Below are 25,980 nucleotides of genomic sequence, written 5' to 3'. Positions count from 1 at the left end.
TGGGGCCCAAAAGGCTCAGCGATCAACCGATGTAATCGGCGAGATCCTGCTCGAGAGCGAACTTCGGCTTTGCTCCGATGATGGTCTTCTCGACCTCGCCCTTGTTGAAGACCTTCATCGCTGGGATCGACGTGATCTGGTACTTCATGGCAAGGTCAGGATTCTCATCGACGTTCAGCTTGAGTACCGTGATCTTGTCAGGGTGCTCGCTCTGAATCTCGTCGAGGACGGGAGCGACCATGCGGCAAGGACCGCACCAGACGGCCCAGAAATCGACGAGTACGGGCCCTTCTGCTTGAAGGACGTCTTGTTCCCACGTAGCTGAGGTGGTTGCCTGTGCGGTCATAGTTTCTGTCTCCTTTGTAAGACGACGCTTGCTCGAGGGGAACGCTCGCTCGCTGCGAATTGTTCCGTGCGGTCAGTTTTAGGCTTCGACGCCGGCGAGGTTGTCGATCTGTGAGGCATCCGACTCTGGCGAACCTGCTTCGTTCTTTCCTGCGAGGAAGTGCTCGACGTCGAGAGCAGCCACGGTGCCGCTACCAGCGGCGGTGACTGCTTGCCGGTAGGTCGGGTCGATGACGTCGCCGGCAGCAAACACACCCGATACGGAGGTTCGCGATGAGCGGCCGTCCACCCACACAGTCCCAGCCTCGGTGAGGTCTAGCTTTCCGTGCACGAGGTGCGTACGGGGGTCGTTTCCAATCGCGACGAAGACGCCCTCGACCGGCAGCTCGCGACGCGAACCGTCGACAGTCGACTCAAGCACGAGAGCAGTTACAGCTTCTTCACCAACGACGTCGGCGACCATGCTGTTCCATACGAACTCGATCTTGTCGTTATCGAACGCACGTTGCTGCATGATCTTCGAGGCTCGCAACTCGTCACGACGGTGAACCAGGTAGACCTTCGATGCGAACTTGGTCAGGAATGTGGCCTCTTCGATGGCGGAGTCGCCACCGCCAATGACGGCGATCTCGCGGTCACGGAAGAAGAACCCGTCGCAGGTGGCGCAGTACGAAACACCACGACCTGAAAGACGCTCTTCACCTGCAACGCCGAGCTTGCGGTGCGCTGAGCCGGTGGCGTAAACGATTGCGTCGGCTTCGTACTCCTTGCCGCTGCCCAGTACGACCTTCTTGACCGGGCCGTCGACGTCAAGCGTGACGACATCGTCGAAAAGAACCTCGGCACCGAACCGTTCGGCCTGCTCCTGCATCTTTCCCATGAGCTCGGGACCCTGAATGCCCTGAGGGAACCCAGGGAAGTTCTCGACGTCGGTGGTCGTCATCAGATCTCCACCCGCCTCTACTGAGCTTGCGACGACCAACGGCTCGAGGTTCGCTCGGGCGGCATAGATCGCGGCGGTGTACCCGGCAGGACCGGATCCAATGATGATGACATTACGCACGGGAGAACCTTTCAGAAGTCTTTGGCACGACGCTTCACTCGCGCCACTTGCCACAACACATGCTAGCCGTGGCTCATTCCCACGCGCTGAGAGCCAGTCACTCGAACGGAGCAGGGATGCCTATATGAAGACTTAACTTCATGAACGGCAGATCAACGGCTGGGCAAGAACCGCTTGAGCATCGTCATGGCTGGGCCGAGTTCCGGAGCGCGAAGGATCGCGAGCGCGGGAATGTAGACAACCAGCGCGACCACACACAACACCGCGGAACCGACGGCGCCCATCAGCTGGCTAGAAACCATCCAGCCGTCAACTCCGCCACTCCACTGGTACACGAGCCACGAAACGATCGCTGCGGGCACCGCCGCCAGCGCGAATCGACCAAGCGCCAGCATCCATGATCGAATTCCAATGTCACCGAGGCGTCGGCGCAACAGCCATGTGGCAATGATCACCTGAATCACCGTTGCACACGACTGACCCAGCGCAACCGCCGCAGCAAGCAAAGTGAGGGGGATCACCTCATCGATCGCCAGTTGGCGGGCAACGAGCGCGGCGACAACGACGAGCGATGCTTGGATCACCGTGAAGACGAACGGCGTGCGGGTGTCGTCGTAGGCGTAGAAGGTGCGCTGAATGACGAACAGCACGGCGAGAGGAATGAGACTGATCAGAAAGGCATTGAGCAGCGAACCTGCGTCTACGGCATCTTCACGACTGTTCGTCAGGATGCGTGAGGCGGGAACCGAGGCCACAGCCAGCGCGGCGGTCGCAATCACGATGAACAGTCCCAGGGTGCGGATGCTGCGCTCAATGTCAGCGCGCACCTCGTCGTCACGACCGGCCTTGGCATGTTCGCTGAGCTGGGTGAAGTACGGCGTACCGATCGAGAGCACGATGATCGAATACGGCAGCATGAACAGCAGCCAGGCGTTGCCCGAGGCGAAGTTGGACGGACCGACGCCCGACGCCAGCGACAACACACGTGACTGCATGAGCCCAGCCAGTTGACCCACGATGACCATCAGAAAGGTCCACCCAGCCAGGCGTCCCAGGTGACGCAGACCGATGCCGCGCCAGTGGAAGTCGGGGCGCAGACGAAGACCGGCGCGGCGCCAGAACATCGCGAGAACGACTGACTGCGCAACGACGCTGAGGGTTGCGGTACCCGCGAGAAGGGCAATCATCTGTGGCGTCCAGGCAGCCACCGCGGTCTGATCGCCGCCGAACACCACGATGAACGCCACGAAACCCGCAATAGATACAACGTTGTTGATGATCGGAGCCCAGGTATAAGGCCCGAACACCCTGCGGGCGTTGAGGGTTTCGCCGAGCAGGGCATACATGCCGTAGAACAAGATCTGGGGCAGGCACCAGTAGGCGAAAGCTGTCGCCAGGGCGAGCTGGTCGGGCGCGAACCCCGGGGCGTAGATCTGCACGAGCAGTGGGGCAGCCGCCGTCGCAATGACGGTGACAACGAGCAGCGCCACGGCTCCGAGCGTCATGAGCTTCGATATGAAGCTCTGACCGCCGTCGGCATCGCGCGAGGCACGAACGATCTGTGGCACAATCACGGCGGCGACCAGACCGGTCGCGACAATGGCATAGATGTTGTTGGGCAGCTGGTTCGCCACCCCGAAAGCGTCAGCGGCCTCCGAGACCGAGCCCACAGCAGCAACGAGCACAGCCGAGCGAACGAAACCTGTCAATCGTGAGACGACGGTGCCCGCGCCGATCAGGACACTCGCGCGCCCGATCCCGCTCACTCGTCGTCCTTGCGATCGGGTGCTTCGTCTGATGCCAACTCACTCGCGGCCGCTTCAGGCTCTGGTTGATTGGTTGCCGAAGCCCGGGTGCGTTGCACCGTGCGAATGACACCCACGATCAGCAGCCCCCCGACCACGACGGCGAGGGCACCGATGCCGAATGCTTCCCATTCGGCGCGCACATTGACCTGAACATACTCGGCATCACCGATAGCGACGTTCGTGCGGCTGCGCAGCTGGAGTGTCAGTGTCACCTCGCCATTTGCTACCCGCGCCTGCACGGGAACCTCGATGCGAGTATTGCTCGACGCGGTCGCAACGACAGGCGTGGCGCGTTGCACGTCAAGGCGCAGATCATCGGGAGAGGTGTAAAGCACGAGCTCTACCGGATACGGCAGATCGTTGCGCACCCAGAATCCGAGTCCGGCGCCGGCGCCGAGCAAGTTGATGGTGCTGCTCGGCAACAGGGCGACGGAGTCGAGCGTCGTGTCGGTCTGTTCACGGTGAGCGTCGACTTCTCTGCTCCACCCGCGATTTCCTATCCACGAGACGCTCAGCAGCTGCAGCAGTTCGGCTCGCTCGGGTCCGGTGAGCAACGTGGGGTCTTCAAGAATGCTCGCGAATCGGTTGAGCTCGGTCTCGTCGTCGAGCAGCCTCTTAGCCTCGGATACGCGCTCGGGCTCCTCTTCAGCCTCAACCAATTGCATCCGGCGCTCGCTCGCATCGATCAGGGCGGTGAGGTCGGTTGCGGTGAAGCCGGGAGCTTCAGCTGCAGCCAGGATCGCGGTGCGCAGTGCCACGCTGGATCGATCGGAATCGCGGTCTACGGTGACAAGCAGTGCCGCCCCGCCCGCGTTGGCACCGGCAAGCATCAACTGCGCGGTTGCCGCCGTCAACTCGGCGCTGCGCAGCGCCGAGTTGTCTTGCAACGATGCCGCATGCAACGCAGTTGAGATCTCGGTGTCGTACGCGAGGGCGTCGGCATCGTCGATGCCCACGCGGGCGCCCACTGTTGCCCCCGCGGCACCGGCCGCGGTTTCGTCAGAGCTCAGCAGCGTCACCGAAGCCAAGTCGTCGATCATGACCGCACCAAGGGTTTCGAGGGTGTCGTCGTCGAGCGAATTCGGTGCAGGCCAATAGATACCCGAACTGGCCGCGCCGATGTCGAGCAGGGCCGACAGATCAGGTAGCAAAGGGTCGGTGTCGGTGTCGGTGTCGGTGGTTGGGGTTGGGGTCGGGGTTGCGCTCGGCGTTGCGCTGACGGGCTCTTCACCTTGACTCAAAAAATCCTGCTCTGACATGTATGGCGTCAGCGTTGTGGCCGCTAGCGGTTCAGACAGGCCGGCTTCAATCTGCACGGCGACGTCTGCGTCACCGAACTGCAAGGCGAAGCGTGAGTTCGGCAACGCCAGCAGGTTGTTCAGCCACTCGACGGCAGACTCTGGCGCGGCGGTGCCAAGCACGCGGATCGCGGCAACGATGGCCGGATCGATGGCCAGGATGGCTGGCGTGCCTTCAACAGCTTTCAGCTGGTTGGAGAGCGAGCCATTGGCCGAGGTCAGCTCTGCCAACTCGTTCGAAGTGAGCAGACCCCCGGTGAGCGAGGGTGCGGTGACGGGCACGATCACGCCGATGGCTGTGCCTGCGTCGGCTGAATCGTTCGGGATGATCATCACGCTGGTGGAGCGGACTTCTTCGTCGTCTTCGTATGTCGCCACCAGTGGATAGATGCCACTCGCGAGATCGAGCATCGAGGAATCGTCGGCGTCGACGAGCATTCCCTGCGAGTACTCGCTTTGCGCCTGCACGCTTTCTAGCGTCGTGGTGGCTACGGGCGATGTCTCGAGGTTGGTGCTAGATCCATCGAGCCATGACGTGAGAGAGCGCCGGTCGGTGATCGGCTGGTCGCCGAGCTCAAGGGTCACCTCGACCGGGTCGGTCGGGAGACTGGTCGCATTCTGGAGCGTTACTGAAACGGTGAGGCTGTCGCCCGGGTAGACGATTCCCGAAGCCACTGGCGACAGCGTGAATGCTGTCGTGCCTGGTGGAATCTCGGGAGTGGGCATAGGCGTTGGAGTTGGCTCTGGCGTTGCTGCGACGGCAGGGGCGGCTATCGCGACCGACCCACCCAGAAGCATCGCTACGAACCCCGCGGCGAAGCGTGCACTGAGTGCGCCGCGACGCGCGGGCTTTCCAGATGTGGTGACAGTCATGCTGTGAGGTGTGCTCCTGTGCGATATCCGAACCGCACGATCGACTGCGATTCTACGGTGATGAAGCTTTGAGGCTCCCCAGCCTCACCGGGAGCGCGGTTGAATAGACGGATGCTTCACGAACCCGACCCACTGCTCTGCGAGACCTTCGCGGCCGATCTGAGCGCCGCAGGTTTCACGGCCTCGGCGTTGAAAGACGCCTGGGGAGCCCCCGCCGACGACGCGATTGCTCGCGGGCTGCGTGGTCCCGCCGCTCGTGCGCTCGGCGACCGCGACGATGCCCTCGCTGTGCTAGCCCGGCTGCTTGTGCTGGGCCTTGCGCAACCCGCAGCATCCGTCTCGAAGGCCCTTCCGGGCGTCGGGACTGAGGGACTGGTGCAGCTACGAATCGCAACCCAGCACGCCGCGGTCGTCACACCGGCTGCGGTTGTGCGTCCGCACTCCTATGCCGACGCGATGGGCGCGGGCGAATGGTGGATTGCGAGCGACCTCAACGAGGCCGCCTTGGGTGGCCCGCTACCCGAACAGCACGTGCTGGGTGTCGGCCGAGCATCGCTGACTCTTGCCGCGTTGCAGTTGCCGACGCCGGCGACGCGAGGGCTCGACATTGGCGCAGGGTGCGGAATCCAAGCGCTTCGCGCACGACGCAACGTGGACCACACCATTGCCACCGATGTCTCTGACAGAGCGCTGTGGTTCACGCGCCTCAATGCCCTCATCAACGGTGTCGATGCGATCGAAACCCGGTCGGGGAGTCTTTTCGATCCGGTGGCCGGTGAGGCTTTCGACCGGATCGTGTCGAACCCGCCGTTCGTCATCACACCACGCTCGGCTGAGGTGCCTGCCTATGAGTATCGTGACGGCGGGATGGTCGGCGATGATCTCGTGTCAGCCTTCGTCACCGGAGTTGGCGAGCATCTGGTGCCGGGCGGAGTTGCCCAACTTCTGGGCAACTGGGAGTCCCGAGATGGCGTTGACGGTCTTGATCGAGTTCGCGAGTGGGTGCAATCATCTGCGGTGCCCCTCGATGCCTGGATAGTTGAGCGCGAAAGCGTTGACCCGCTCGCGTACGCGGAACTGTGGGTTCGCGATGGCGGCACACTGCCCGGCACCGCGCGCTTTGCCGATCTGATCGACGCGTGGCTCGACGACTTCGCCAGCCGCAAGGTGAGCGCGGTGGGCTTCGGCTATCTGCTGCTGCGTCGCCCGCTGTCGGGACCGCCCACACTCGCTCGCTATGAGAAGCTGCACCAGGCGCTCGTGGCAGACAGCTTGGGCGTGCACCTAGCCGAAGCCCTTGAAACCCATGACCGACTTCATGAGCTTGATGCCGAGGGTGTCGCCGCATCGGTTTTCACGGTTGCGCCCGACGTCACCGAGGCACGTCACCACCTGCCCGGTGAAGAAGATCCGACGATCATCGAACTTCGGCAGGGTGGTGGCTTTGGCCGATCGCTCAACGTTGACTCTGGCCTCGCCGCGCTCGTGGGTGCGTGTGACGGTGACCTCGCAGCCGGGGTGCTCATCGACGCAATCGCCCAGTTGCTCGAAGTGGATGCTGCCGCATTGCGTGCCGACCTGATTCCGCGAGTGCGGGAGTTGGCGGTTATGGGCTTCTTGAATCTGAACACACCGTAGCGGCTCGGTAGGCTTGACGCATGCTCAATATGGCCGAGGGCGTAGCGCGCCTCGGCGCGCTCGCTGAGTCTCCCGTTGTTTCGACCCTGGCGCGCGCGTTCGATGCCGCCGGTTTCGAGCTCGCGATTGTCGGTGGACCGGTACGTGATGCATTGCTGGATCGGGCGACGAACGACCTCGATTTCACCACGAACGCTCGTCCCGACGACATTCTGCGGATCGTCACCCCGGTCAGCACGACGCAATGGGACATCGGTCGTGCATTCGGCACGATCGGCGCGAAGGTGCTGGGCGAACAAGTAGAGATCACCACCTATCGCGCCGACAGCTACGACGGCGTCACCCGAAAGCCCACCGTTGAGTTTGGCGACGACCTTGACGGCGATCTGGTGCGCCGCGATTTCACCGTCAACGCGATGGCGTTGCGTGTGCCCGCTCAGACATTGATCGACCCCACGGGCGGGGTCGAAGACCTGCTCGGCGAACGCCTTCGCACTCCCACAAAAGCGAGTGTCAGTTTCGGCGATGACCCGTTGCGAATGCTGCGGGCCGCACGCTTCGCCTCGCAGCTAGAGTTCACGGTCGCGCCAGAGACGCTCGAGGCCATGGGCGAGCTGCGCGAGACCCTCAATATAGTGAGCCCCGAACGCATTCAGAGCGAACTCGTGAAGCTCATGCACGCCGATGATCCGGTGCGAGGCATCAGGCTTCTCGTCGACACCGGTCTGATGAATGAGTTCTTGCCCGAGGTGCCGTCGCTGCGACTTGAGGTCGATGAGCATCATCATCACAAAGACGTCTACGAGCACTCGCTGACCGTCTTGCAACAGGCGATCGAGCTGGACCGTACCCGACACCCCGATTCGCCCCCCGACATCCCGCTGCGAATCGCCGCCTTGTTGCACGACATCGGAAAACCGTCGACCCGCAAACTCGAGCCCGGTGGCGGTGTGACCTTTCATCACCACGACATTCGCGGCGCACGGATGGCACAGAAGCGAATGAAGGCATTGCGCTTTGACGCGTCGACGATTGACGCGGTGTCGAAGCTGATCGAGCTGCATCTGCGCTTCTTCGGATACGCGGAGGGTGCCTGGAGCGACTCAGCTGTGCGGCGATATGTGCGCGATGCCGGACCCGAATTGGAACGGCTGCATATTCTCACGCGAGCTGACGTCACTACTCGCAACAAGCGCAAGGCGTCACGCCTGGCGCGTGCATACGACGACATCGAGCGGCGCATTGCAGAGCTTGCTGAAGAAGAAGAGCTCGCCTCAATGCGTCCCGACCTCGATGGCAATCGCATCCAAGAGGTTCTGGGCATAGCTCCGGGTCGCGAAGTGGGCGAAGCGTATCGATTCCTGCTTGAGTTGCGCCTCGACGAGGGTGTGCTCGGCGAGGTTGAGGCGGAACGACGACTGCGCGAGTGGTGGGCTTCTCGCAGCTGACACAAAGCTGAAACATAGGCTCTCTACATTTGGCAACACCCCTGACATTCGTCCGATCTTTGGCGAGTGTTTTCACCGCGGCACGAATCGCGCTCCACCGTCGTGCCGCTTGATTGCTCATTCCTGGAGAAAATTCGTGAAACGCCTCATAGCGAGCGTCAGTTGCGCGGCGGTGGTCGTCACCGGCCTCATCGTTGCTCCTGTCGCGGTCGCCGACATCGAGACCCCTGAACTCGAGATCGTTCGACCGCTGTCGCCTTACATCGACATGCCAACCAGCTACCCCGTGCAACCCACGCTCGATGTCTTCCCTGACCTTGAGACAGATGCATCCATCGACCGCGGAACGATCCCCTATGACGAGATCGCTCCGTTCCTCAACGATCTGATGGCAGCCAGTGACCGCGTTTCCGCGCAGGTGGTTGGCAAGTCCGCTCAGGATCGTGACGTCTATATGGTCACGGTCACGAGCCCAGAGACAGCCGCCGAAACTGCACAGCAGTTGGAGTGGCGTGACACGATCAAGTACGACGCCGAGACCGCGGTCTCCGACGACGCGCTGCAGTCGGGCTACAAGACCCCCATCTGGTTCAACGGAAACATCCACGGCAACGAGTGGGAGGGGACCGATGCGACGCTCAACTACATCGAGGATCTTGCCCTCAGCGAAGATCCCGAGGTTGCCGAGCTCGTTTCAGAGAACCGCCTCTACTTCACCGTGACGAACAACCCCGACGGCCGCGCGCTCGGACAGCGCGCAACGGCCACCGGTTACGACGCCAACCGTGACTTCGTCACCGGCGCGACCGCGGAGTCTGCGATCGTGCGCGACTTGGCGAGCATCATTCAGCCGACGTACTTCATCGACATTCACGGCTACACGAGCGTGCTTCAGATCGAGCCCTGCGGACCGCCCCACGGCGAGAGCTACGAGTACGACCTGTTCCTCCCGCACGCATACTCGACCGCACTCTCTATCGAGCAGGCAGTGGTCGAGGCTGACATCGAGGGCAACACCTACCTCGATGAAGACGGCCGGGTTACGACTGAGAACACCGGCAAGATCAAGATCCCTTACCGCGACACCCGCGAAGGCTGGGACGACTGGCCGCCGATCTTCGCGCCTCAGTACGTTGCTTTCCAGGGTGCAATCACCAACACGGTAGAGCTTCCTCTCAGTCGCGCCAACCCGTCGACCAACCCCATCAACGCCGAGCGCGCCGCAATCAACATCGAAGTTGCTGAGATCGTCATCGACACGGTCGTTGACTATGTCGATGAGCACCACGAGGTTCTTCTCGACAACCAGATCGAGATCTTCCGTCGCGGCGTCGACGGTGAGGCAAGCGTCGAGATCCCCGCAGATATCACTGCGGATGACCTCGCCGAAGGCGTGCCGGCTGAGTGGGTCGAGATCTGGGATGAGACTGATGTCTACACCGCAGACTTCCCGCGTGCATACGTGATCCCCATGGGTGACTCACAGCGCTCGGACTCCGACGCACAGACGCTGGTTCAGCAGTTGCTCGTGAACAACATCGATGTGTCGAAGACCACCGAAGAGTTCACCTTCGAAGGCGTCACCTACCCGGCGGGTTCGTACTACGTTGACATGCACCAGCCGTTGCGTGGTCTCGCGAACGCGTTGCTTGACGAAGGTACTGACATCACCGACCGCATCGGTCGCATGTATGACATCTCCGCGTGGAGCTTGGCATTGCTCTGGGGTGCAGATGTAGACGTACTGGGAACGACGACGGATGCTGCGCCGACGACGGCTCTTGAAGCGGTCACCGACGCAGAACTCACGGGCTCAGTACCCGCTGCCGGCACCTACCTTGCATTCGAGCCGCGTGGCGTCGCTGACTATGTGGCGATCAACGAACTGCTGGAGGAGGGAATCGCGCTGTCTCAGATTCCCGATGGCACCGTGATCGTGGGCAATGATGAGGCCAGCTATGCGGCGGCTGCGTCTGCGGCAGCACTGTTCGGTGTGGACTTCACCGCAAACGACGGACGTGCATTGCGCGATGGCGAGAGCACCGCGTTGAGCAGTGTGCGCATCGGCTACGCGAACAACACCGATGACCGTGACGCGCTGACCAAGCTCGGCTTCGATGACATCGTTCCCGTGACCACGGGCACGATCACCTCGGGCGAGGTCAACCTGACCGAGATCGACCTGCTGTTTGTTGGATCGAACCTGAACTTCAACAGCTCGTCGCAGGCAGACGGTATTGCTGCGGTCGAGGCGTTCATCGCTGCCGGCAAGCCGGTCGTCGGTCTTGAGTCCGCTGGTGCGACATTCGTCAACGCCTTCGGAATCGCATCGGTCTCGTCGGTTAGCGGAGCGAGCGGATCGAACGGAATCGCCACAGTAGACACCGTCGCTGACGGCGTACTGGGCGACTATCCGCAGGACACCGCGTTCGGATATCCGTTCGTCTGGTACACCGAACTCGGCGAGAACACGACTGTCGAGCAGACATATGCAACCGAAGACCCGTTTATCTCAGGTCACTGGTCAGCCGCCACTTCGGGTCGGGCGCAGTCCGATGCAGCCGCCCAGCCCGCTGCCTTCTCGGCAGTCGGCGAGTCTGGAAGCCGCGCCTTCGTGCTCGGTAGCTCGCCGACCTTCCGCAACCACCCGGTCGGCGCGTTCAGCGACGTCGCACGGGCGATCTTCTGGGCAGCAGCCGAGGGCGAGAGCGTGACGCCTCCTGGGGCAGTAATCGAAGAAGACCTCACCGACGAAACGCGCGGCACCGTCAGCATCCCCGACAGCGCGGAGCCCGGCGAGACCATCCCGGTCACGATGGGAGAGGGGAGCGACGGCACTGTTTCGGTGCTGATGTTCTCAGACCCGACCGAACTCGGTGAGTTCGAGGTCGTCGGCGGTGAGTTCGAGGTCATGATCCCCGCGGATGCAGCTCTCGGTGAGCACAAGATCGCCGTTGTCGATGACCAGGGAGCGCTGCTCGGCTGGGACGACCTGAGCGTCGCCACTGCGGTTGTCGAACCGACGCCCACCGCGGAGCCGACAGCCTCGGCCACGGCCTCGGCAACTCCGATTGCCACCGAGACACCAGCCACCGCATCCAGCGGTGACAGTGGTGACCTCGCGGTGACCGGTGGCGGTGACACCTCTCGTCTCGTGTTGGGGGCGATGTCGATCCTGCTGCTCGGTGCCGGAATCGCGATGCTCGCACGAGCACGTACCGCGCGCCAGATCTAGCGCACAGCAGCGAGGGGGTCGCCTCGGCGGCCCCCTCGCTGCCCTAGGCTCACCTGTGCAGCGAGAGCTCCACGCACGACAAGGATGACGATGACCGACGACAACCCCTCACACGAGCGGGATGCTGGTGCCGACGTCGTCACCGGCGATTCTGAAGAAGCCGTTGCTCCGCCACAGCGACGCCGGCTAGCGCTGTTCATCGGCGGGGGTGTTCTGATCGTCGTCGGGTTGGTTCTCGGTATCTGGGCGTTCTTGCCCGGGCCGAGCGAACCTGTTGCTGGCCCAACCCCCAGCGTCACCCCGTCGGAAACACCCATCGCGACGCCGACGACCACCACGAGCGTGGCGCCGGAGTCGACCGCGACTGCGGCTGTGGAAGAAACCGACGAAGGCGCAACTGAATCCGCTCCACCCGCCGAGCCCGACGCCGCAACCGCTGTGATCAACTCCTTCACGGTGTCGCCCGAGACTGCTGTGTGCGCCGACGACCGCGCGAGTACGGTGGCCCTCACGTTCAGCTGGTCAACGAGCGATGCCGAAGTGGCGTGGATCGCCGAAGGAACCAACGATGCCTCAGTGCAGCCGTTCGAGCAGGTTGCGGTCAATTCGTCGAGCTACACCGGGCTCGAGTACGAGTGCTTCGCGCAGGAGCAGCTGTTCACCCTGACGGTGCAGGGAGAGGCCGGCAATACGAGCGTCTCGGTATCGGTCGTTCGCCAGCTCGACTGATCTACTCGATCGACCCAACCGGTGCAGCCGCGCACGCCATAGAATTGGCGCACGCTCCTCAACGTCGACCGGAGTCTGATGTCAACGCCGTGGTCATCCCGTCGTGAGGTTTCACCTGAGACCTCGCGGCTGCTCATCGAGCGCGCGCACGAAGAGTTGGTTGCTGGCAACGCCGCAGATCAGCGGCTGCTGGATGTTCGGCCGATGGTGCGGGACTCGTGGCGGCGTTCGCTCGAGAGCCTCGTCGGCGCCGAGGGCCTGCCTCCGCTCGACGTGCATGCGAACGAGATCGAAGCGTACCGCCGAGCGCACCCGCTCGCTGATGTGATGGAGATGGTGCGCGCACTGCTTCTGCCGGGCGACCCGGCCGAATCTGGCGTCGTCGTCGCTGTCGGCGACGCGGCGGGTCGATTGCTGTGGGTAGAGGGCGACCGTCACATTCGCGCGCTCACCGGCGAGATGGGTTTCGTCGCGGGCGCCAACTGGTCAGAAGAAGCCGTAGGTACCTCGGCACCGGGTACGGCACTCGCGCTCGATCGCTCGGTGCAGATTCATGGCGCCGAGCACTACAACCGGCTCGTGCAGCCATGGTCGTGCACCGCAGCGCCCGTGCATGACCCTGAGACCCGCCGCCTTCTGGGTGTGATCGATGTCACCGGCGGCTCCGAGGCTGCCGCCCCGCAGGCGCAGCTGCTGGTGGATGCGACCGCACGTGCTGTTGAGGGGGAGTTGCTCGTCGCTCGCCTCAGAAAACGCTCGGCAGAGGCGCCAGCAAGAAAGAGATCGCGACGAATGCCCGCCGCTCGCGCCACGCTGCGGGTACTTGGGCGCGACCGCGCGATGCTGGAGGTGTCCAGCGAAGGCACGCAGTCTGAAGGCACGCGGACTGAAGGTACCGAGACGATCTTCGAGATTGGGGCGCGTCACGCGGAATTGCTGTTGATGCTTGCCGTGCATCGCCAGGGACTCTCGGCGGAACGGCTCAGTGAACTCGTCTACGGCGAGGTAGATGCGGGCTCGACGCTTCGCGCTGAAATGGTGCGCATGCGCAAGGTGCTGGAGAGATCAGCACCGGCTCTCGTGCCGCAATCGCGCCCCTACCGGCTGGGGTTCGAGTTAGAAACCGACGCTCATCAGGTGGTGTCGCTGCTTGACCGAGGTGCGCATCGGGTCGCGCTCGCTGCCTATCGAGGCGAAGTGCTGCCCCACTCGACGGCACCGGGCGTCGAGGAGTTTCGCGAAAGCGTGCAAAGCGCTCTGCGTGAAGCACTCATGAGTGAAGCATCCATCGACGTACTGCTGGCGTTCGCCGACACCGAAAGCGGATCAGACGACATCGACCTGCTGCAGCTGTGCCTGACCATGCTTCCGCCTCGTTCACCCCGCCGCGCGGGCCTCGTCACGCGCATCGAGCGACTGGCATCGCGCTAGCCGGCGGGCCCCGACGGGCCGTGCAACTCGATGCAACGTTGCGTCACCTAACGTCGACGCCACGCGACACTGAGGTCGCGCACCCGTCGAAGGAGACCAGCTATGACCATCGTCGAAGAAGGCGTTTCGAGCATCTACGCCGCTCCCAACACTCGCGGAGCGGTCGCCGACTACCGCCCCCGTTACGGCCACTACATCGGCGGCGAGTTCGTTGAGCCGATCAAGGGCGAGTACTTCGAGAACCTTTCACCCGTCAATGGAAAGCCGTTCACCGAAGTTGGCCGCGGCACTGTTGAAGACATCGACCGTGCTGTCGATGTCGCCTGGAAAGCATTCGAGTCGTGGAAGCGCACGACACCGGCTGATCGCGCGAACATTCTCAACAAGATCGCTGATCGCATCGAGGCGAACCTTGAAGCCATCGCGGTCGCAGAGACCTGGGACAACGGCAAGCCCGTTCGAGAGACTCTCGCCGCAGACATCCCCCTCGTTGTCGACCACTTCCGCTACTTCGCGGGCGTGCTGCGTGCGCAAGAAGGCTCACTGAGCCAGATCGACGAAGACACTGTCGCGTATCACTTCAACGAGCCGCTCGGAGTGGTCGGCCAGATCATTCCGTGGAACTTCCCGATTCTGATGGCCACGTGGAAGCTCGCTCCGGCACTCGCGGCAGGAAACTGCGTGGTGCTGAAGCCTGCCGAGCAGACGCCAGCATCCATCCTCTTCGTGTTCGACATCATCGGCGACCTGCTTCCGGCTGGAGTCGTCAACATCGTCAATGGGTTCGGCATCGAGGCGGGCGCTCCGCTCGCGCAGCACAAGCGCATTCGCAAGATCGCGTTCACGGGCGAAACCACGACCGGGCGCCTGATCATGCAATACGCGTCACAGAACCTGATCCCTGTCACTCTCGAACTCGGCGGTAAGAGCGCCAACGTCTTCTTCGACGATGTCGCTCGCAACACCGCTGATGACTACTACGACAAGGCGCTCGAAGGGTTCGCGCTCTTCGCGCTCAACCAGGGTGAAGTGTGCACCTGCCCCTCGCGCGCACTGATTCAGAAGTCGATGTACGACCAGTTCCTGGGTGACGGGCTCGATAGGGTTTCGAAGATCATTCAAGGAAACCCGCTTGATCCGGCCACGATGATCGGTGCGCAGGCATCGAACGACCAGCTCGAAAAGATCATGAGCTACATCGACATCGGCAAGCAAGAAGGAGCCAAGCTGCTCGCCGGTGGTGAGCGGGTCAACCTGGGCGGCGACCTCAGCGAGGGCTATTACTTCGCACCGACCGTCTTCGAAGGTCAGAACAGCATGCGCATCTTCCAGGAAGAGATCTTCGGGCCTGTCGTCTCGGTGACGAGCTTCGACAGCTTCGACGACGGCATCGCGACCGCCAACGACACGCTGTACGGTCTGGGCGCCGGGGTGTGGAGCCGCTCGGGCGACACCGCCTATCGCGCGGGTCGGCAGATCGAAGCCGGGCGCGTGTGGACGAACACTTACCACCAGTACCCCGCGCACGCAGCGTTCGGCGGGTACAAGCAATCAGGCATCGGCCGCGAGAACCATCTGAAGATGCTCGACCACTACCAGCAGACGAAGAATCTGCTCGTGTCGTACTCCGAGGGTGCGATGGGGTTCTTCTAAACCGACCATAGGTGGCATGGCTCCGTTCGAGTGGCGGAGTCGTGCCACCCACAGCTTCGATCGACACCGCCATCGAGCTTGGAGCTTGAGATGACCACGCAACACCGAGTCGAAGTGAGCGATGCGGCAGCATCGCTGCTTCGCGAACTCACCATCAAGCACGGACCGCTCATGTTTCACCAATCGGGTGGATGCTGCGACGGTTCAGCCCCCATGTGCTATCCGGTCGGAATGTTCATCACCGGTCCGAGCGACGTGCACCTTGATGCGCTCGACGTCGGCCTCGACGATCAGATCGACGTCTTCATCTCCGAGGCGCAGTTCGAATATTGGAAGTACACGCATCTGACGATTGACGTTGTGCCCGGCCGAGGCGCCGGTTTCAGTGTCGAGGGGCCCACGGGCAAGCGGTTCATTGTTCGATCCCGGATGCTGAATGAGGCCGAGCTGCGGCACTTCGGCCTCGCTCCGGCCTAAACTGGCGCCGACACCGCACCTTTGGGTTTGCTCCGCATCACAGTGAGAGTTTGCGCTCCCCCCGGGGGGATTGCCTAGCGTGGTGATCTGGCACGAGGGAGGAGCCGGTGGACATCGACTTGATAGACGACGCTGCAGAAGCATCTACATGGACAGACTGGGCGATTCTGCTGGCGATCCTGTTGGGTTTCGTTGTCGCAATCTCGGTAGCGGCAGCCATCACCCTCGCGCTGATCGGACGCCGCAAAACCTGGCCTAGCGAACTCAGCGCACGTGTTCGCTGGCCGTTTCGCACGACGTTGTTTCTGCTTGCTCTGGTCGTGTCGACCGTAGCTCTGCCTATCGATGAGTCGTGGGATGCAGCAATCGTGCACACGATCGTTATCGCGATCATCATCTCAGGCGCGTGGCTGCTCGCACAGATCTTCTTGTTCTTCGTCGATTCGGGCTCTCGCCGTTATCGACTTGAAGACAGCGACACGACTACCGCCCAGAAGATCCGCACGCAGCTGCAGATCATTCGCCGTCTTGTCATCGTGGTGATCATCACGATCGCGCTGGGCGCAATTCTGATGACGTTCGACTCCGTGCGTGCGATCGGCGCCAGTGTGCTGGCTTCGGCCGGAATCGCATCGGTGGTCGCGGGTCTTGCTGCGCAGTCGGTGCTGAGCAACCTCTTCGCCGGTGTGCAGCTCGCGTTCAACGAGGCGATTCGCGTGGGCGACGTTGTCGTGGTTCAGGGCGAGTTCGGCCGAATCAAAGAGATCACCCTCAGCTATGTGGTTCTCGAACTGTGGGACCAGCGCACCCTTGTGCTGCCCTGCACGTACTTCACGACGACCCCGTTCGAGAACTGGACGAAGAACGGCAAGGAGCTACTCGGCACCGTCTACTTCGATCTCGATTGGCGGGTATCGGTCGATGACATGCGGCTAGAGCTTGAGCGTCTGCTCGGCGAGACCGACCTGTGGGACGGCAAGTCGCAGGGCGTGCAGGTCACTGACGCGGTCGGTGGCGTGTTGCAAGTGCGAATCGTCGTGAGCGCGCGCGACTCGGGTGCGCTGTGGGATCTGCGTTGCATGGTGCGAGAAGAGCTCGCAGCGTGGGTGCGCCGCGAGTCTCCCGATGCCATGCCGTTGCGCCGCGTGCACTTCGATGCGCCGGTGGAGGCGCCAGCCGAAGCCTGATCGCTTCGGCGCGGGCCTATTGCAGCAGAAAGAATCCGCCCGCGACCATCTGCACGAACCAGAGCAGCACAAATCCGCCCGCAATAGCGAACACGATCCACGGACCGCGTCGTGTCAGCCGTTTGCCGGGCGCCGCGACCCCCGGGGGCGGGCGAAGCGTGTCGAGGGGCGGGGCGAACGGCACGGCGTCATGGGCGGCGCCGGTGCTCACGTTCGCGGCGCCAGTCGGTGCGGTGGCAGGCAGCGCGGCCGCTGCGGCAGCAGCATCCATTCTCAATCGATCGTCACGCCAGCGCGCCCACTGCGCCAGTTTGTCGAGCAGTGCGCCGACGACCGAGAAGAGCCACGCCCACGTGGCCGCATCGAGGGTCGAGAAGTCACGCTTTGCGTAGAGAAACAGCCAATCGTCGACGATTTCAACGTCGAGAGCGGCGGCATTGTCGATGAAGCGGGCCATGATGTCGGGCGTGAAGAGATACAGCGCATCGCGTTCGTAGCCGCTCGGGCAGTAGAGCGAGAAGTAGCGGTCGAAGTCGCCCTCGAGGCTCAGCCGCTGATCTTTGGCGAAAGACGTGGGCAGGTTTGAACCGAACAGTGCGTTGTTTCCGAGCGCATCGAGCACGATGTGCGGCAACGGCACGTCGAGTTTGACAGCGACATAGCCCCACCGATGTGTGGTGCGGTTCTTGCCCGATCCAGTCGTATAGCGATAGTTCGCGAACTCGACGAAGCGAGGTTGAGCGCCGCGAACGAGATCGCTCGACGCTCGAGCTGAACCCTGGTTGAAGATCATGCCCGGCAGCCCGGGATTGGCCAGTTGGGGTTCATACGTCATCGCGTTCGCGCGAGCGAAACGATCGAGCCGGTACATGCGCACGGCTCCCGCGGGCCCGCGCCGCACGAAGATCACTATGACAACCGTCGCGGCGATGCCGATGAACAAGATCGGCACCAGCAGAGTGATTGTTTCGACAAACGCGGCGAACGGGTCAGTGGATCCGCCCAAGGCGATGAGGGCTCCCCCGAACATCGGAAACAGCATGAAGGCGAACACCACGCCCACCACAACGAACATCACTGTTTGGCTGGATTTCTTGGGCAGCCGATCGCTTGCCCTCAGGTGCTTCTCAAACGTGCGAGCGGCGTTGCCGTCGACGGGCTCAGTCAACGGCGCCGTGTGGAACGGATAGTGCGGTGGTGCGGCAGCGCTCATCGGTTCACCCCGTCAGCATCCCATTGCAAAGAGGCGCCTTCTCGAACGCTGAACGTCTCGAGTCGGGGGTCGTCGCGCAATGCTTGCGCAAGGGAGTGCGGGCCCGCAACGATCGTCGAATCCCAATCGATTTCGCTCACAATCACCCACGATCGGTCGGCGGGCCAGATGATGTTCGGCGACTGGGCACTCGGCTCGAGACCGTGCGCTTCGCTCTCACGATCACGCCACGGAACCGAAAGCACCCAATCTGGGTTAGCGAGCTCTGCCAGCGCGCTGCGAAAAAGCACGAAGTCGCGATTGAGCAGGCTGAACCGCGGTCCGCGTGAGATCTCATCAGACAGCATCCCTGGTTGCCATGAAGTTTTGCGTAGCCAGCCGTTGCGGGTGGCCTCGACAAGAGACGTCCAACGGTGAGCCTTTTTGCTATCGGATGTCTCGTCGTTGATCGTATAGAAACCGCGGGCCGGTCCGTAGCCCACGGCTCCGACCAGCCCGGCCCAGCCCTCCCACAAGCCTACGAACGCGTCATCGGGGGTGGTCGTGTGCGTGGCTGCGAGTGCCGCAACTACGCTGACGAGCGCGGTGTCGAGCTTTCCCACCGGCGGAGCATCGAACCGCCAGCCGTTGGGCGCGTTCACCTGTCCCCACAGGTTCGGATCCGTGTCTGGCACGCGCACGATCGTGCCCCACTGCGCGTTGGCGTGCATGTGGGTGCCAAAAGCCGCCGCGGCGTCGCCCCAGCCGGCCGCAACCGTCTCGATCTCTGGCTGGCGTGCGCTGAACGCCTCCCACGCGTCGCGGTGCTGCTCGTATGGCAGGGCGGGCCAGGTGTCGTCGATGGGCTTCGACTTGCTCGCTCCGTGAAAGATGCGGGTGTACGACTCGAAGCCGCGCGGCACCATGTCGTGCATCGTCGCGGCCCACGGGTCATCGATGCGATCGCGCAGCCAGTCGCCTGCAGAGGTATCGGCCGTCCATTGCATGGCTTCACGCTACCGGCGGGCGCGTGCGCCGTTCGCGATTCAGTCCGGAAGGTGGCCGATGCCGCCAGCAACCGCGGTTTCGAACGGTTTGCCAACGTGCAGACTGAATTACGCACGCGGCACGCGCGGCAACTTGAGTTGCAGCCCGCAGCGAGCGACGCGGTGAGGCAAGATCGAGGTGAGCGCGGCTGCACGGCGCGCCGAGTTCAAGGAGGAGCGCATGCCTACGGTGACCCCGCGAGATCCCGACAACCTTGAAGCGCTGCGCGACGCCTCGGATGTGCTTGGACTTGATGCGCTGCTCAGTGATAACGAGCGCGCCACGCGCGACCGGGTGCGAGCGTTCGTCGACGCCGAGATTCGCCCGCACATCGCCGATTGGTTTGACCGCGCCTACTTTCCCGCCGAGCTCGCCTCCGAGTTCGGCAAGCTCGGAGTGCTGGGCATGCACCTCGACGGCTACGGCTGCCCCGGGCGCTCCGCCGTGGAGTATGGCCTCGCCGCGCTGGAGCTCGAAGCCGGGGATTCGGGGCTGCGCACCTTCGTGTCAGTGCAGGGGTCGCTTGCCATGGGGTCAATTCACCGCTGGGGAAGCGACGAGCAGAAGAACGAATGGCTGCCGCGCATGGCTGCGGGTGAGGTAATCGGCAGTTTCGGTCTCACTGAACCGAGTGCAGGCTCAGACCCGTCGAGCATGAAGACCTTCGCCAGGCGCGACGGCGACGACTGGATTCTCAACGGATCCAAGCGCTGGATCGGCCTCGCGTCGATTGCGCAGCTCGCTGTCGTGTGGGCGCAGACCGACGACGGCGTGCGGGGCTTCATCGTGCCGACCGATGCCCCCGGGTTTCACACCACCGTGCTCGAACCAAAAGGATCGATGCGGGCGTCGATTCAGACCGAGTTGCACTTCGATGAGGTGCGACTGGCATCATCCGCCCTGCTGCCTGAAGCCAAAGGACTGCGCGGGCCGTTCTCAGCCCTCAACGAGGCGCGCTACGGAATCGTTTGGGGTGCGCTCGGCGCAGCGCGCGACAGCTATGAGGCAGCACTTCGCCGCTCGCTGGCTCGCGAGCAGTTCGGTGTGCCAATCGCGTCGTTCCAGCTCACCCAGCAGAAGCTCGTGAACATGGTGGTCGAGCTGCAGAAAGGCGCCTTGCTCGCGTTGCACATCGGTCGCGCGAAGGATGCTGGCACTCTCACCCCTACGCAGATCTCACTGGGCAAGCTCAACAATGTGCGTGAGGCCATCGCGATCGCGCGGGAGGCGCGCACGATTCTCGGCGGCGACGGCGTTTTGCTTGAGCACTCCCCCATCCGCCACGCGGCCAACCTCGAGTCGGTGCGCACCTACGAGGGCACCGACGAGGTGCACACCCTGATTCTCGGTCAGCACCTGACCGGCATCGGCGCGTTTTCGTGACGGATTCGCCCGCTGCGAGGGCATCCAGTAGTATAGGAGGGTTGTCTGGCTGCACCCCTGCGTGCGCAAGCCCCGACACGTGCAACACACCCTCCTGCTTTCGGGAAATGCCCGGAAGCCGTTCTAGTCCGAAGGAGGTGGGTTAGTGACGCACCAGTACGAGCTCATGGTTATTTTGAACCCCGAGATTGACGAGCGACAGGTCGCTCCAAACCTCGACAAGTTCCTCAAGGTCATCACCAATGGTGGCGGCTCAATTGAGAACGTTGACATCTGGGGTCGCCGCCGGTTGGCATACGAGATCCAGAAGAAGAACGAAGGCATTTACGCCGTCGTCAACTTCACCGCTACCAGCGACGTGACGAACGAACTCGATCGTCAGCTGGGCCTCAACGAGCAGGTCATGCGTACCAAGGTGCTTCGCGCCGAGGAAGCTATCGCAATGATCGCGTCAGAGAAGCAGCGCGCCGACGAGAAGGCAGCCCGCAAGGCTGCCCGCCCCGCCAAGGCCGCCAAGCAGGACGCGTAACGCTGATGGCCGGCGAGACGATCATCACCGTCGTGGGAAACCTCACGGCTGATCCCGAACTGCGTTACACGCAGAACGGACTTCCCGTCGCGAACTTCACGATCGCATCGACGCCGCGCAACTTCGACCGTCAGGCGAACGAGTGGAAGGACGGCGAAGCGCTGTTCCTCCGCGCGAGCGTGTGGCGCGAGTTTGCCGAGCACGTCGCGGGCTCGCTGACGAAGGGTTCCCGTGTCATCGCGACCGGTCGCCTGAAGCAGCGCAGCTACGAGACGCGTGAAGGCGAGAAGCGCACGGCAATCGAACTCGAAGTCGACGACATCGGCCCCTCGTTGCGTTACGCGACCGCTCAGGTCACCCGCGCAGCTGGTGGCGGCGGCGGTCAGGGCCGACAGGCTCAGGTTGCCGACGAGCCGTGGTCAACGCCGGGTTCTGCAAATGCTGGCGGCAACGCCAACAGCGGCAGCAGCGGTGCGGATGCATGGAGTGCTCCCGGCGCCTACGGCGACGACACCCCGTTTTGACACAGATTTCAATTTCTCAGTAAGGAAAAAACATGGCTGGAAAGTCAAGCGGCGACCGCCGCAAGCCGCGGAAGGGCGCGAAGAACGCAGCCCCGGCAAAGCCGACCCGCGTTGGCCTCATCGACTACAAAGATGTCGCCACCCTCCGCAAGTTCGTCTCAGAGCGTGGCAAGATCCGCGCTCGTCGTATCACCGGTGTCTCGGTGCAGGAGCAGCGTCTGATCGCCAAGGCGATCAAGAACGCGCGCGAAATGGCGCTCCTGCCTTACGCCGGCGCTGGCCGCTAAGGAGCACCCGATGGCAAAGCTGATTCTCACGAATGAGGTCACCGGGCTTGGTAGCGCCGGTGACGTAGTCGAGGTCAAGAGCGGGTTCGCCCGCAACTACCTCATTCCCCAGGGCTTCGCAGTGGCGTGGACCCGCGGTGGCGAAAAGCAGGTTGCGTCGATTCGCGCCGGCCGTGAAGCCCGTGCGATCCACGACCACGAAGAAGCTGTCGCGCTCAAGGATGCCCTTGAGTCCAACAAGGTCAAGCTGTCGGTCAAGGCTGGCAACGAAGGTCGCCTGTTCGGTTCTGTGAAGACCGGACACGTAGCCGATGCAGTCAAGGCTGCCGGTCTCGGTGACCTCGACAAGCGCAAGATCCAGATCTCGTCGGCGATCAAGGTTGTCGGCGAGCACGAGGCGACGGTGCGTCTTCGCGACGACCTCACCGCTGTGATCACTCTTCAGGTGGTCGCTGCCAAGTAGCAGCGATCCCTCGATCCTCGGATCGAATCGAATGCCGCAGGCCTACGGGTCTGCGGCATTCGTCGTTTAACGTGCCCGCGGTTGCAGACCGGCGGGCACGATAAATCCCGTAGGTGGAACAGTCCAGGCACGGCCTGACCCACCTACGGGAAGTTGTGAGGGAGGGCGGCGGCTTGCGTCGCCCTCCCCCACGTCTTAGGCGGAGTCGCTTGGCATCGGCTCCGCGGTCGGAGTCACGCGGAGCGGCGCCGTGACACGAGTGCCGCCGCGCCGAGCATGACGAGCAGCAGGCTCGTCAGCAGCGCGGGAAGCGCCCCCGTTCCTCCGGTCACGGCGAGCGGAGTGGCAGGGGATGCCGCCACCGCGCCGGTCACCGTGGTGCCGGTGTCGGTGCCGCCGTTGGTTGCGTTGGTTGCGTTGGTTCCGTTGGTTGCGTCAGTTCCGTTGGTTCCGTTGGTTCCGTTGGTTCCATCTGTCCCGTCGGTGCCGTCTGTTCCGTCGGTTCCATCTGTCCCGTCCGTCCCGTCGGTTCCGTCCGTCCCGTCGGTTCCGTCTGTCCCGTCGGTTCCGTCGGTTCCGTCTGTCCCGTCGGTTCCGTCGGTGGCGCCAGGGGTCACCGTGGAGTCGCCGATGATCGAAACGGCGTTGTCGCCGATCGTGACAGGCAGCGCGATCGGTGCGATCACCTGAAGACCGCCGAGGATGCTTCCTGCACCGCTCGTCGTTCCCGCGGTTGACCCGTCCGTCACAGCGTCGCCCATCGCACCGGTGGCGGCGCTGTCTCCGATGACGGAGATCGCGTTGCCGATGACGCTGACGGGTGCGGCGATCGGTGTGATCACCTGGGTTCCGCCGAGCACCGAATTCTCGCCGCTGGTCGAGCCGTCGGCGACGCCGGCCGCAGCATCCGATCGCGAGCCCGACGTGGCTCCGGTGGACTCGCTGTCGCCGATGACCGAGATCGCGTTGCCGACCACGCTGATCGGTGCGACCACGGGTGTGATCACCTGGGTTCCGCCGAGAATCGAGCTCTCGCCGTTGGTAGTGCCGTCAGCCTCAGAACCCGTGCTGCCGGCAGCAGCAGCCGATCCGGAGCCCGACGCGGCACCGGCGGATGTGCTGTCTCCGATGACGGAGATGGCGTTGCCCGTGACGGTCACCGGTGCAGTGACCGGGGCGACGACCTGTGTGCCGCCGAGGATGGAGTCCTCGCCGCTGGTGGTGGCGTCGGTCGCGGAACCCGTGCCGGTAGCAGCAGTCGATCCGGAGCCCGACGTGGCGCCGGAGGATGAACTGTCCCCGATGACCGAGATGCCGTTGCCGGTGACGCTCACCGGTGCAGTGACCGGGGCGACGACCTGTGTGCCGGCGAGGATGGAGTCCTCGCCGCTGGTGGTGGCGTCGGTCGCGGAACCCGTGCCGCTGGCAGCAGCATCCGCTCCGGAGCCCGACGTGGCACCGGTGGATGAGCTGTCCCCGATGACAGAGACGGCGTTGCCCGAAACGGAAATCGGGGCGTCGACCGAGACGATGGCCTGCGTGCCCGAGAGCACGCCGTCTTCGCCTGAGGTCTGCGCTTCGGCCGCCGGAGCTGACGCGGGCTCAGTAGCCGAACCCTCAGCGGGGCCCGATTCGGATGAGCTGTCACCGACGACCGATACCGCGTTGTTCTCGACGGTGACGGGAACGCTGACGCTCACGACGGCCTGCGTGCCCGAGAGCACTCCGTCGAGTCCGTCAGTCACGGCGATGTTCGGCTGGGCTGCCGGCGCGCTGGTCGATTGCGAAGCCGACTCGCTCGCGGGCTCTTCGGCCTGCTGCGAGGTGGAGTCGCCGACGACCGACGCGGCGTTGCCGCTGACGGTCACCGGGAGGGTGACGTCGATGAGGGCTTGCGAGCCCGAGGCGACGCCGTCCTCTCCTGATGTTTCGGCCGCCTGTGCGACCGTGGCGCCGAACAGCGTGATGCCGCCGGCTACCAGCGTGCCCAGCAGGGCACGGGAAATGAAAGTACGCATGATGATGTCTCCTTCAAAGACTGATCGATTGGTGCGTGCGGCGAAGGCACGCGAAAGCCGCTGCGTGTCGCGCGGAGCGAAGCGCGACAGGGGCGTGATCAGTCGGGAGAGACGTCGGTGTTGCCAGCAGGTGCCAGCGGCGCGTGCTCGTCTCCTGGTCCAGCGCGTCGCACCCAGGCACGGTGTGCGACGAAAGGAATCAGGGCGAGAAACGCCCAGGCACCAGGACCCGCACCACCGGGTCCTGCGGAAGAAACCGTCGACGCGCAGAGTCCTGGCGTCGACGGCGAGTCTGCGGGCGCGAGCGCGCCCCGAGCAAGAGAGATGACGGATGCCACGACCTGGCCGGCGGCGGCGCGGAACTGCGCCGCGAGCGCACCATCTGACGCCCACGACAGGGGCGTCACGTCGGCAAAGCGCGCGAGGAGCGTGGTCTCTGCGAGCTCGGAAGTGACTGCGTTCGGGTCGGTGACCGGCGTAGTCGAGAAGTCGCCCGGAACGGAATCAGGCGAAGATGGCGTTGCCGAGACCCCGGGAAGTCCGGGGAGAGGCGGGAGCACCACGCCCGGGCCTGCGGGGGGCTGCGTCGGCAACACGCCGTCGACGGTCGTTTGGGCAGTATCGACGGTGACGGCCCGCGTGCGGTCGACGGTCTGCGTCACGTCGGTGAGAGCGCTGGGAACGTCGGCCACCACGTCGTCCAGCCCGGTGACGACATCGTCGATGCCCAGCTCGGTGACGATCTCTCCGACGATCGGAGTTTGCTTGACCGTCTCGACAACGGGTTCCGTCACCGCCTCGACGACCACTGCCACAGGCTTCGTCGCGGTTTCGACGACCTTGACGGCGGGTTTGGTGGCCTTCTCGACGACGGCCTTCTTGACGACTTCGGCGACCGGCTCGGTGGCCTTCTGCGCCACCGCCTTGACCGGCTCGGCAACCTTCTGCACGGGAGCTTTGACCGGTGCAGGCGCCTTCTTGACGACCTCATCGACGACCTCGGCGACAGTCGTCGTGGCGGCGGTCGCCGCTGTGGTCGCGCTGGAGGCGGCCTTGTCGACCAACCCGGTGACGGCGCCCAGAACGCTGCGTTCGTCGTCTGATCCGTCGGCGGCGTGTGAACCTGCCGAACCGAGTCCGAGAGTGAGGGAGAGCCCCAACCAGGCGAATGCGACACCGGCGCCGATGAGAGCAAATCGGGGCAGATTGCCCAGACGATTTGTAGCTGCAGTGTCCATTTCACCTCCTACGACTGATCACGTCGACGAAATAAAGTCGCATTCATCCGGATGGGTGAACGCTCGAGGGTGCCTGGAACACTCAACCTACTGATCTGCGCACACCGCGTCTAG

Annotated in this window: 21 protein-coding genes; 13 read left to right on the top strand and 8 right to left on the bottom strand. The window is 63.5% G+C overall.

Annotation, left to right across the window (positions count from 1 at the left end; all coding sequences use genetic code 11):
• Positions 1 to 22: 22 nt before the first annotated feature.
• The 4 genes from trxA to SJY18_RS08820 form a co-directional block, all read right to left on the bottom strand.
• Positions 23 to 346: a thioredoxin gene (gene trxA, locus SJY18_RS08835; protein ID WP_396667283.1), complete on the bottom strand. Its 324-nt coding sequence runs from the start codon at positions 344 to 346 to the stop codon at positions 23 to 25.
• Between the two features lie 78 nt (positions 347 to 424).
• Positions 425 to 1,408: a thioredoxin-disulfide reductase gene (gene trxB / locus SJY18_RS08830; RefSeq protein ID WP_337336678.1), complete on the bottom strand. Its 984-nt coding sequence runs from the start codon at positions 1,406 to 1,408 to the stop codon at positions 425 to 427.
• A 152-nt stretch (positions 1,409 to 1,560) separates the two neighbouring features.
• Entirely contained in the window at positions 1,561 to 3,174 is a 1,614-nt protein-coding gene (gene murJ / locus SJY18_RS08825; RefSeq protein WP_396667282.1) for a murein biosynthesis integral membrane protein MurJ, read from the bottom strand.
• The gene (locus tag SJY18_RS08820; protein ID WP_396667281.1) at positions 3,171 to 5,387 is read right to left on the bottom strand and encodes a DUF6049 family protein; all 2,217 of its coding nucleotides are present in this window, start codon (positions 5,385 to 5,387) and stop codon (positions 3,171 to 3,173) included. Before SJY18_RS08820 ends, murJ begins: the two co-directional genes overlap by 4 nt.
• A 111-nt stretch (positions 5,388 to 5,498) precedes the next feature.
• On the opposite strand from SJY18_RS08820, the gene SJY18_RS08815 reads away from it, so the two are divergent.
• The 8 genes from SJY18_RS08815 to SJY18_RS08780 all read left to right on the top strand — a co-directional run bounded on the left by SJY18_RS08815 (position 5,499) and on the right by SJY18_RS08780 (position 17,185).
• A complete protein-coding gene (locus SJY18_RS08815; protein WP_396667280.1) occupies positions 5,499 to 7,025 on the top strand; it encodes a methyltransferase in 1,527 nt (508 codons plus the stop codon).
• A 20-nt stretch (positions 7,026 to 7,045) separates the two neighbouring features.
• Positions 7,046 to 8,473 carry a CCA tRNA nucleotidyltransferase gene (locus SJY18_RS08810; RefSeq protein WP_396667279.1) on the top strand — a complete coding sequence of 476 codons (1,428 nt, stop codon included), beginning with the start codon at positions 7,046 to 7,048 and terminating at the stop codon, positions 8,471 to 8,473.
• A gap of 136 nt (positions 8,474 to 8,609) precedes the next feature.
• On the top strand, positions 8,610 to 11,708 hold the full coding sequence (locus SJY18_RS08805) for a M14 family zinc carboxypeptidase (protein WP_396667278.1): 3,099 nt from the start codon (positions 8,610 to 8,612) through the stop codon (positions 11,706 to 11,708).
• Positions 11,709 to 11,798: 90 nt separating this feature from the next.
• Positions 11,799 to 12,437, top strand: a complete 639-nt coding sequence (locus SJY18_RS08800) for a hypothetical protein (RefSeq protein ID WP_396667277.1) — start codon at positions 11,799 to 11,801, stop codon at positions 12,435 to 12,437.
• A gap of 78 nt (positions 12,438 to 12,515) precedes the next feature.
• Entirely contained in the window at positions 12,516 to 13,868 is a 1,353-nt protein-coding gene (locus SJY18_RS08795) for a transcriptional regulator (protein ID WP_396667276.1), read from the top strand.
• 102 nt (positions 13,869 to 13,970) lie between these two features.
• Positions 13,971 to 15,521, top strand: a complete 1,551-nt coding sequence (locus SJY18_RS08790; protein ID WP_396667275.1) for an aldehyde dehydrogenase family protein — start codon at positions 13,971 to 13,973, stop codon at positions 15,519 to 15,521.
• Between the two features lie 90 nt (positions 15,522 to 15,611).
• Positions 15,612 to 15,998 (top strand): DUF779 domain-containing protein, encoded by a 387-nt coding sequence (locus tag SJY18_RS08785; RefSeq protein ID WP_337336669.1) that lies wholly within the window; start codon positions 15,612 to 15,614, stop codon positions 15,996 to 15,998.
• Positions 15,999 to 16,105: 107 nt separating this feature from the next.
• On the top strand, positions 16,106 to 17,185 hold the full coding sequence (locus SJY18_RS08780; RefSeq protein ID WP_396667274.1) for a mechanosensitive ion channel family protein: 1,080 nt from the start codon (positions 16,106 to 16,108) through the stop codon (positions 17,183 to 17,185).
• Positions 17,186 to 17,201: 16 nt separating this feature from the next.
• On the opposite strand, the gene SJY18_RS08775 is transcribed toward SJY18_RS08780, so the two are convergent.
• Together SJY18_RS08775 and SJY18_RS08770 are read right to left on the bottom strand one after the other, a co-directional pair.
• Complete coding sequence (locus tag SJY18_RS08775) at positions 17,202 to 18,398, bottom strand: hypothetical protein (RefSeq protein ID WP_396667273.1); 1,197 nt, start codon at positions 18,396 to 18,398, stop codon at positions 17,202 to 17,204.
• Positions 18,395 to 19,384: a hypothetical protein gene (locus SJY18_RS08770; RefSeq protein WP_396667272.1), complete on the bottom strand. Its 990-nt coding sequence runs from the start codon at positions 19,382 to 19,384 to the stop codon at positions 18,395 to 18,397. The genes SJY18_RS08775 and SJY18_RS08770 overlap by 4 nt, the downstream gene beginning before the upstream one ends.
• A 220-nt stretch (positions 19,385 to 19,604) precedes the next feature.
• Here SJY18_RS08770 and SJY18_RS08765 point away from each other — a divergent pair, with 220 nt between their 5' ends.
• From SJY18_RS08765 to rplI, 5 genes are all read left to right on the top strand, one after another.
• Positions 19,605 to 20,807 carry an acyl-CoA dehydrogenase family protein gene (locus SJY18_RS08765; RefSeq protein WP_396667271.1) on the top strand — a complete coding sequence of 401 codons (1,203 nt, stop codon included), beginning with the start codon at positions 19,605 to 19,607 and terminating at the stop codon, positions 20,805 to 20,807.
• A 145-nt stretch (positions 20,808 to 20,952) separates the two neighbouring features.
• Complete coding sequence (gene rpsF / locus SJY18_RS08760) at positions 20,953 to 21,336, top strand: 30S ribosomal protein S6 (protein ID WP_337336664.1); 384 nt, start codon at positions 20,953 to 20,955, stop codon at positions 21,334 to 21,336.
• Between the two features lie 5 nt (positions 21,337 to 21,341).
• On the top strand, positions 21,342 to 21,860 hold the full coding sequence (locus SJY18_RS08755) for a single-stranded DNA-binding protein (RefSeq protein ID WP_337336663.1): 519 nt from the start codon (positions 21,342 to 21,344) through the stop codon (positions 21,858 to 21,860).
• A 32-nt stretch (positions 21,861 to 21,892) separates the two neighbouring features.
• The gene (gene rpsR, locus SJY18_RS08750) at positions 21,893 to 22,147 is read left to right on the top strand and encodes a 30S ribosomal protein S18 (RefSeq protein WP_337336662.1); all 255 of its coding nucleotides are present in this window, start codon (positions 21,893 to 21,895) and stop codon (positions 22,145 to 22,147) included.
• Positions 22,148 to 22,157: 10 nt separating this feature from the next.
• Complete coding sequence (rplI, locus tag SJY18_RS08745) at positions 22,158 to 22,610, top strand: 50S ribosomal protein L9 (protein WP_337336661.1); 453 nt, start codon at positions 22,158 to 22,160, stop codon at positions 22,608 to 22,610.
• 233 nt (positions 22,611 to 22,843) lie between these two features.
• Here rplI and SJY18_RS08740 read toward each other — a convergent pair whose 3' ends face one another.
• On the bottom strand, positions 22,844 to 24,628 hold the full coding sequence (locus SJY18_RS08740) for a beta strand repeat-containing protein (protein ID WP_396667270.1): 1,785 nt from the start codon (positions 24,626 to 24,628) through the stop codon (positions 22,844 to 22,846).
• 98 nt (positions 24,629 to 24,726) lie between these two features.
• Positions 24,727 to 25,866 carry a hypothetical protein gene (locus SJY18_RS08735; RefSeq protein ID WP_396667269.1) on the bottom strand — a complete coding sequence of 380 codons (1,140 nt, stop codon included), beginning with the start codon at positions 25,864 to 25,866 and terminating at the stop codon, positions 24,727 to 24,729.
• Positions 25,867 to 25,980: the final 114 nt, after the last annotated feature.

It is taken from the genome of Microbacterium sp. R86528, assembly GCF_044596335.1.
GTDB classification, from domain to species: Bacteria; Actinomycetota; Actinomycetes; order Actinomycetales; family Microbacteriaceae; genus Microbacterium; species Microbacterium marmarense.
This window is presented reverse-complemented; position numbering and strand designations above follow the sequence as displayed.

Bases quoted from the DNA above. Each gene is read 5' to 3' on its own strand.
- trxA (WP_396667283.1), bottom strand. From the start codon at position 346: ATGACCGCACAGGCAACCACCTCAGCTACGTGGGAACAAGACGTCCTT.
- SJY18_RS08820 (WP_396667281.1), bottom strand. From the start codon at position 5,387: ATGACTGTCACCACATCTGGAAAGCCCGCGCGTCGCGGCGCACTCAGT.
- SJY18_RS08815 (WP_396667280.1), top strand. From the start codon at position 5,499: ATGCTTCACGAACCCGACCCACTGCTCTGCGAGACCTTCGCGGCCGAT.
- SJY18_RS08810 (WP_396667279.1), top strand. From the start codon at position 7,046: ATGCTCAATATGGCCGAGGGCGTAGCGCGCCTCGGCGCGCTCGCTGAG.
- SJY18_RS08800 (WP_396667277.1), top strand. From the start codon at position 11,799: ATGACCGACGACAACCCCTCACACGAGCGGGATGCTGGTGCCGACGTC.
- SJY18_RS08795 (WP_396667276.1), top strand. From the start codon at position 12,516: ATGTCAACGCCGTGGTCATCCCGTCGTGAGGTTTCACCTGAGACCTCG.
- SJY18_RS08790 (WP_396667275.1), top strand. From the start codon at position 13,971: ATGACCATCGTCGAAGAAGGCGTTTCGAGCATCTACGCCGCTCCCAAC.
- SJY18_RS08785 (WP_337336669.1), top strand. From the start codon at position 15,612: ATGACCACGCAACACCGAGTCGAAGTGAGCGATGCGGCAGCATCGCTG.
- SJY18_RS08775 (WP_396667273.1), bottom strand. From the start codon at position 18,398: ATGAGCGCTGCCGCACCACCGCACTATCCGTTCCACACGGCGCCGTTG.
- SJY18_RS08770 (WP_396667272.1), bottom strand. From the start codon at position 19,384: ATGCAATGGACGGCCGATACCTCTGCAGGCGACTGGCTGCGCGATCGC.
- SJY18_RS08765 (WP_396667271.1), top strand. From the start codon at position 19,605: ATGCCTACGGTGACCCCGCGAGATCCCGACAACCTTGAAGCGCTGCGC.
- SJY18_RS08755 (WP_337336663.1), top strand. From the start codon at position 21,342: ATGGCCGGCGAGACGATCATCACCGTCGTGGGAAACCTCACGGCTGAT.
- rpsR (WP_337336662.1), top strand. From the start codon at position 21,893: ATGGCTGGAAAGTCAAGCGGCGACCGCCGCAAGCCGCGGAAGGGCGCG.
- rplI (WP_337336661.1), top strand. From the start codon at position 22,158: ATGGCAAAGCTGATTCTCACGAATGAGGTCACCGGGCTTGGTAGCGCC.
- SJY18_RS08740 (WP_396667270.1), bottom strand. From the start codon at position 24,628: ATGCGTACTTTCATTTCCCGTGCCCTGCTGGGCACGCTGGTAGCCGGC.
- SJY18_RS08735 (WP_396667269.1), bottom strand. From the start codon at position 25,866: ATGGACACTGCAGCTACAAATCGTCTGGGCAATCTGCCCCGATTTGCT.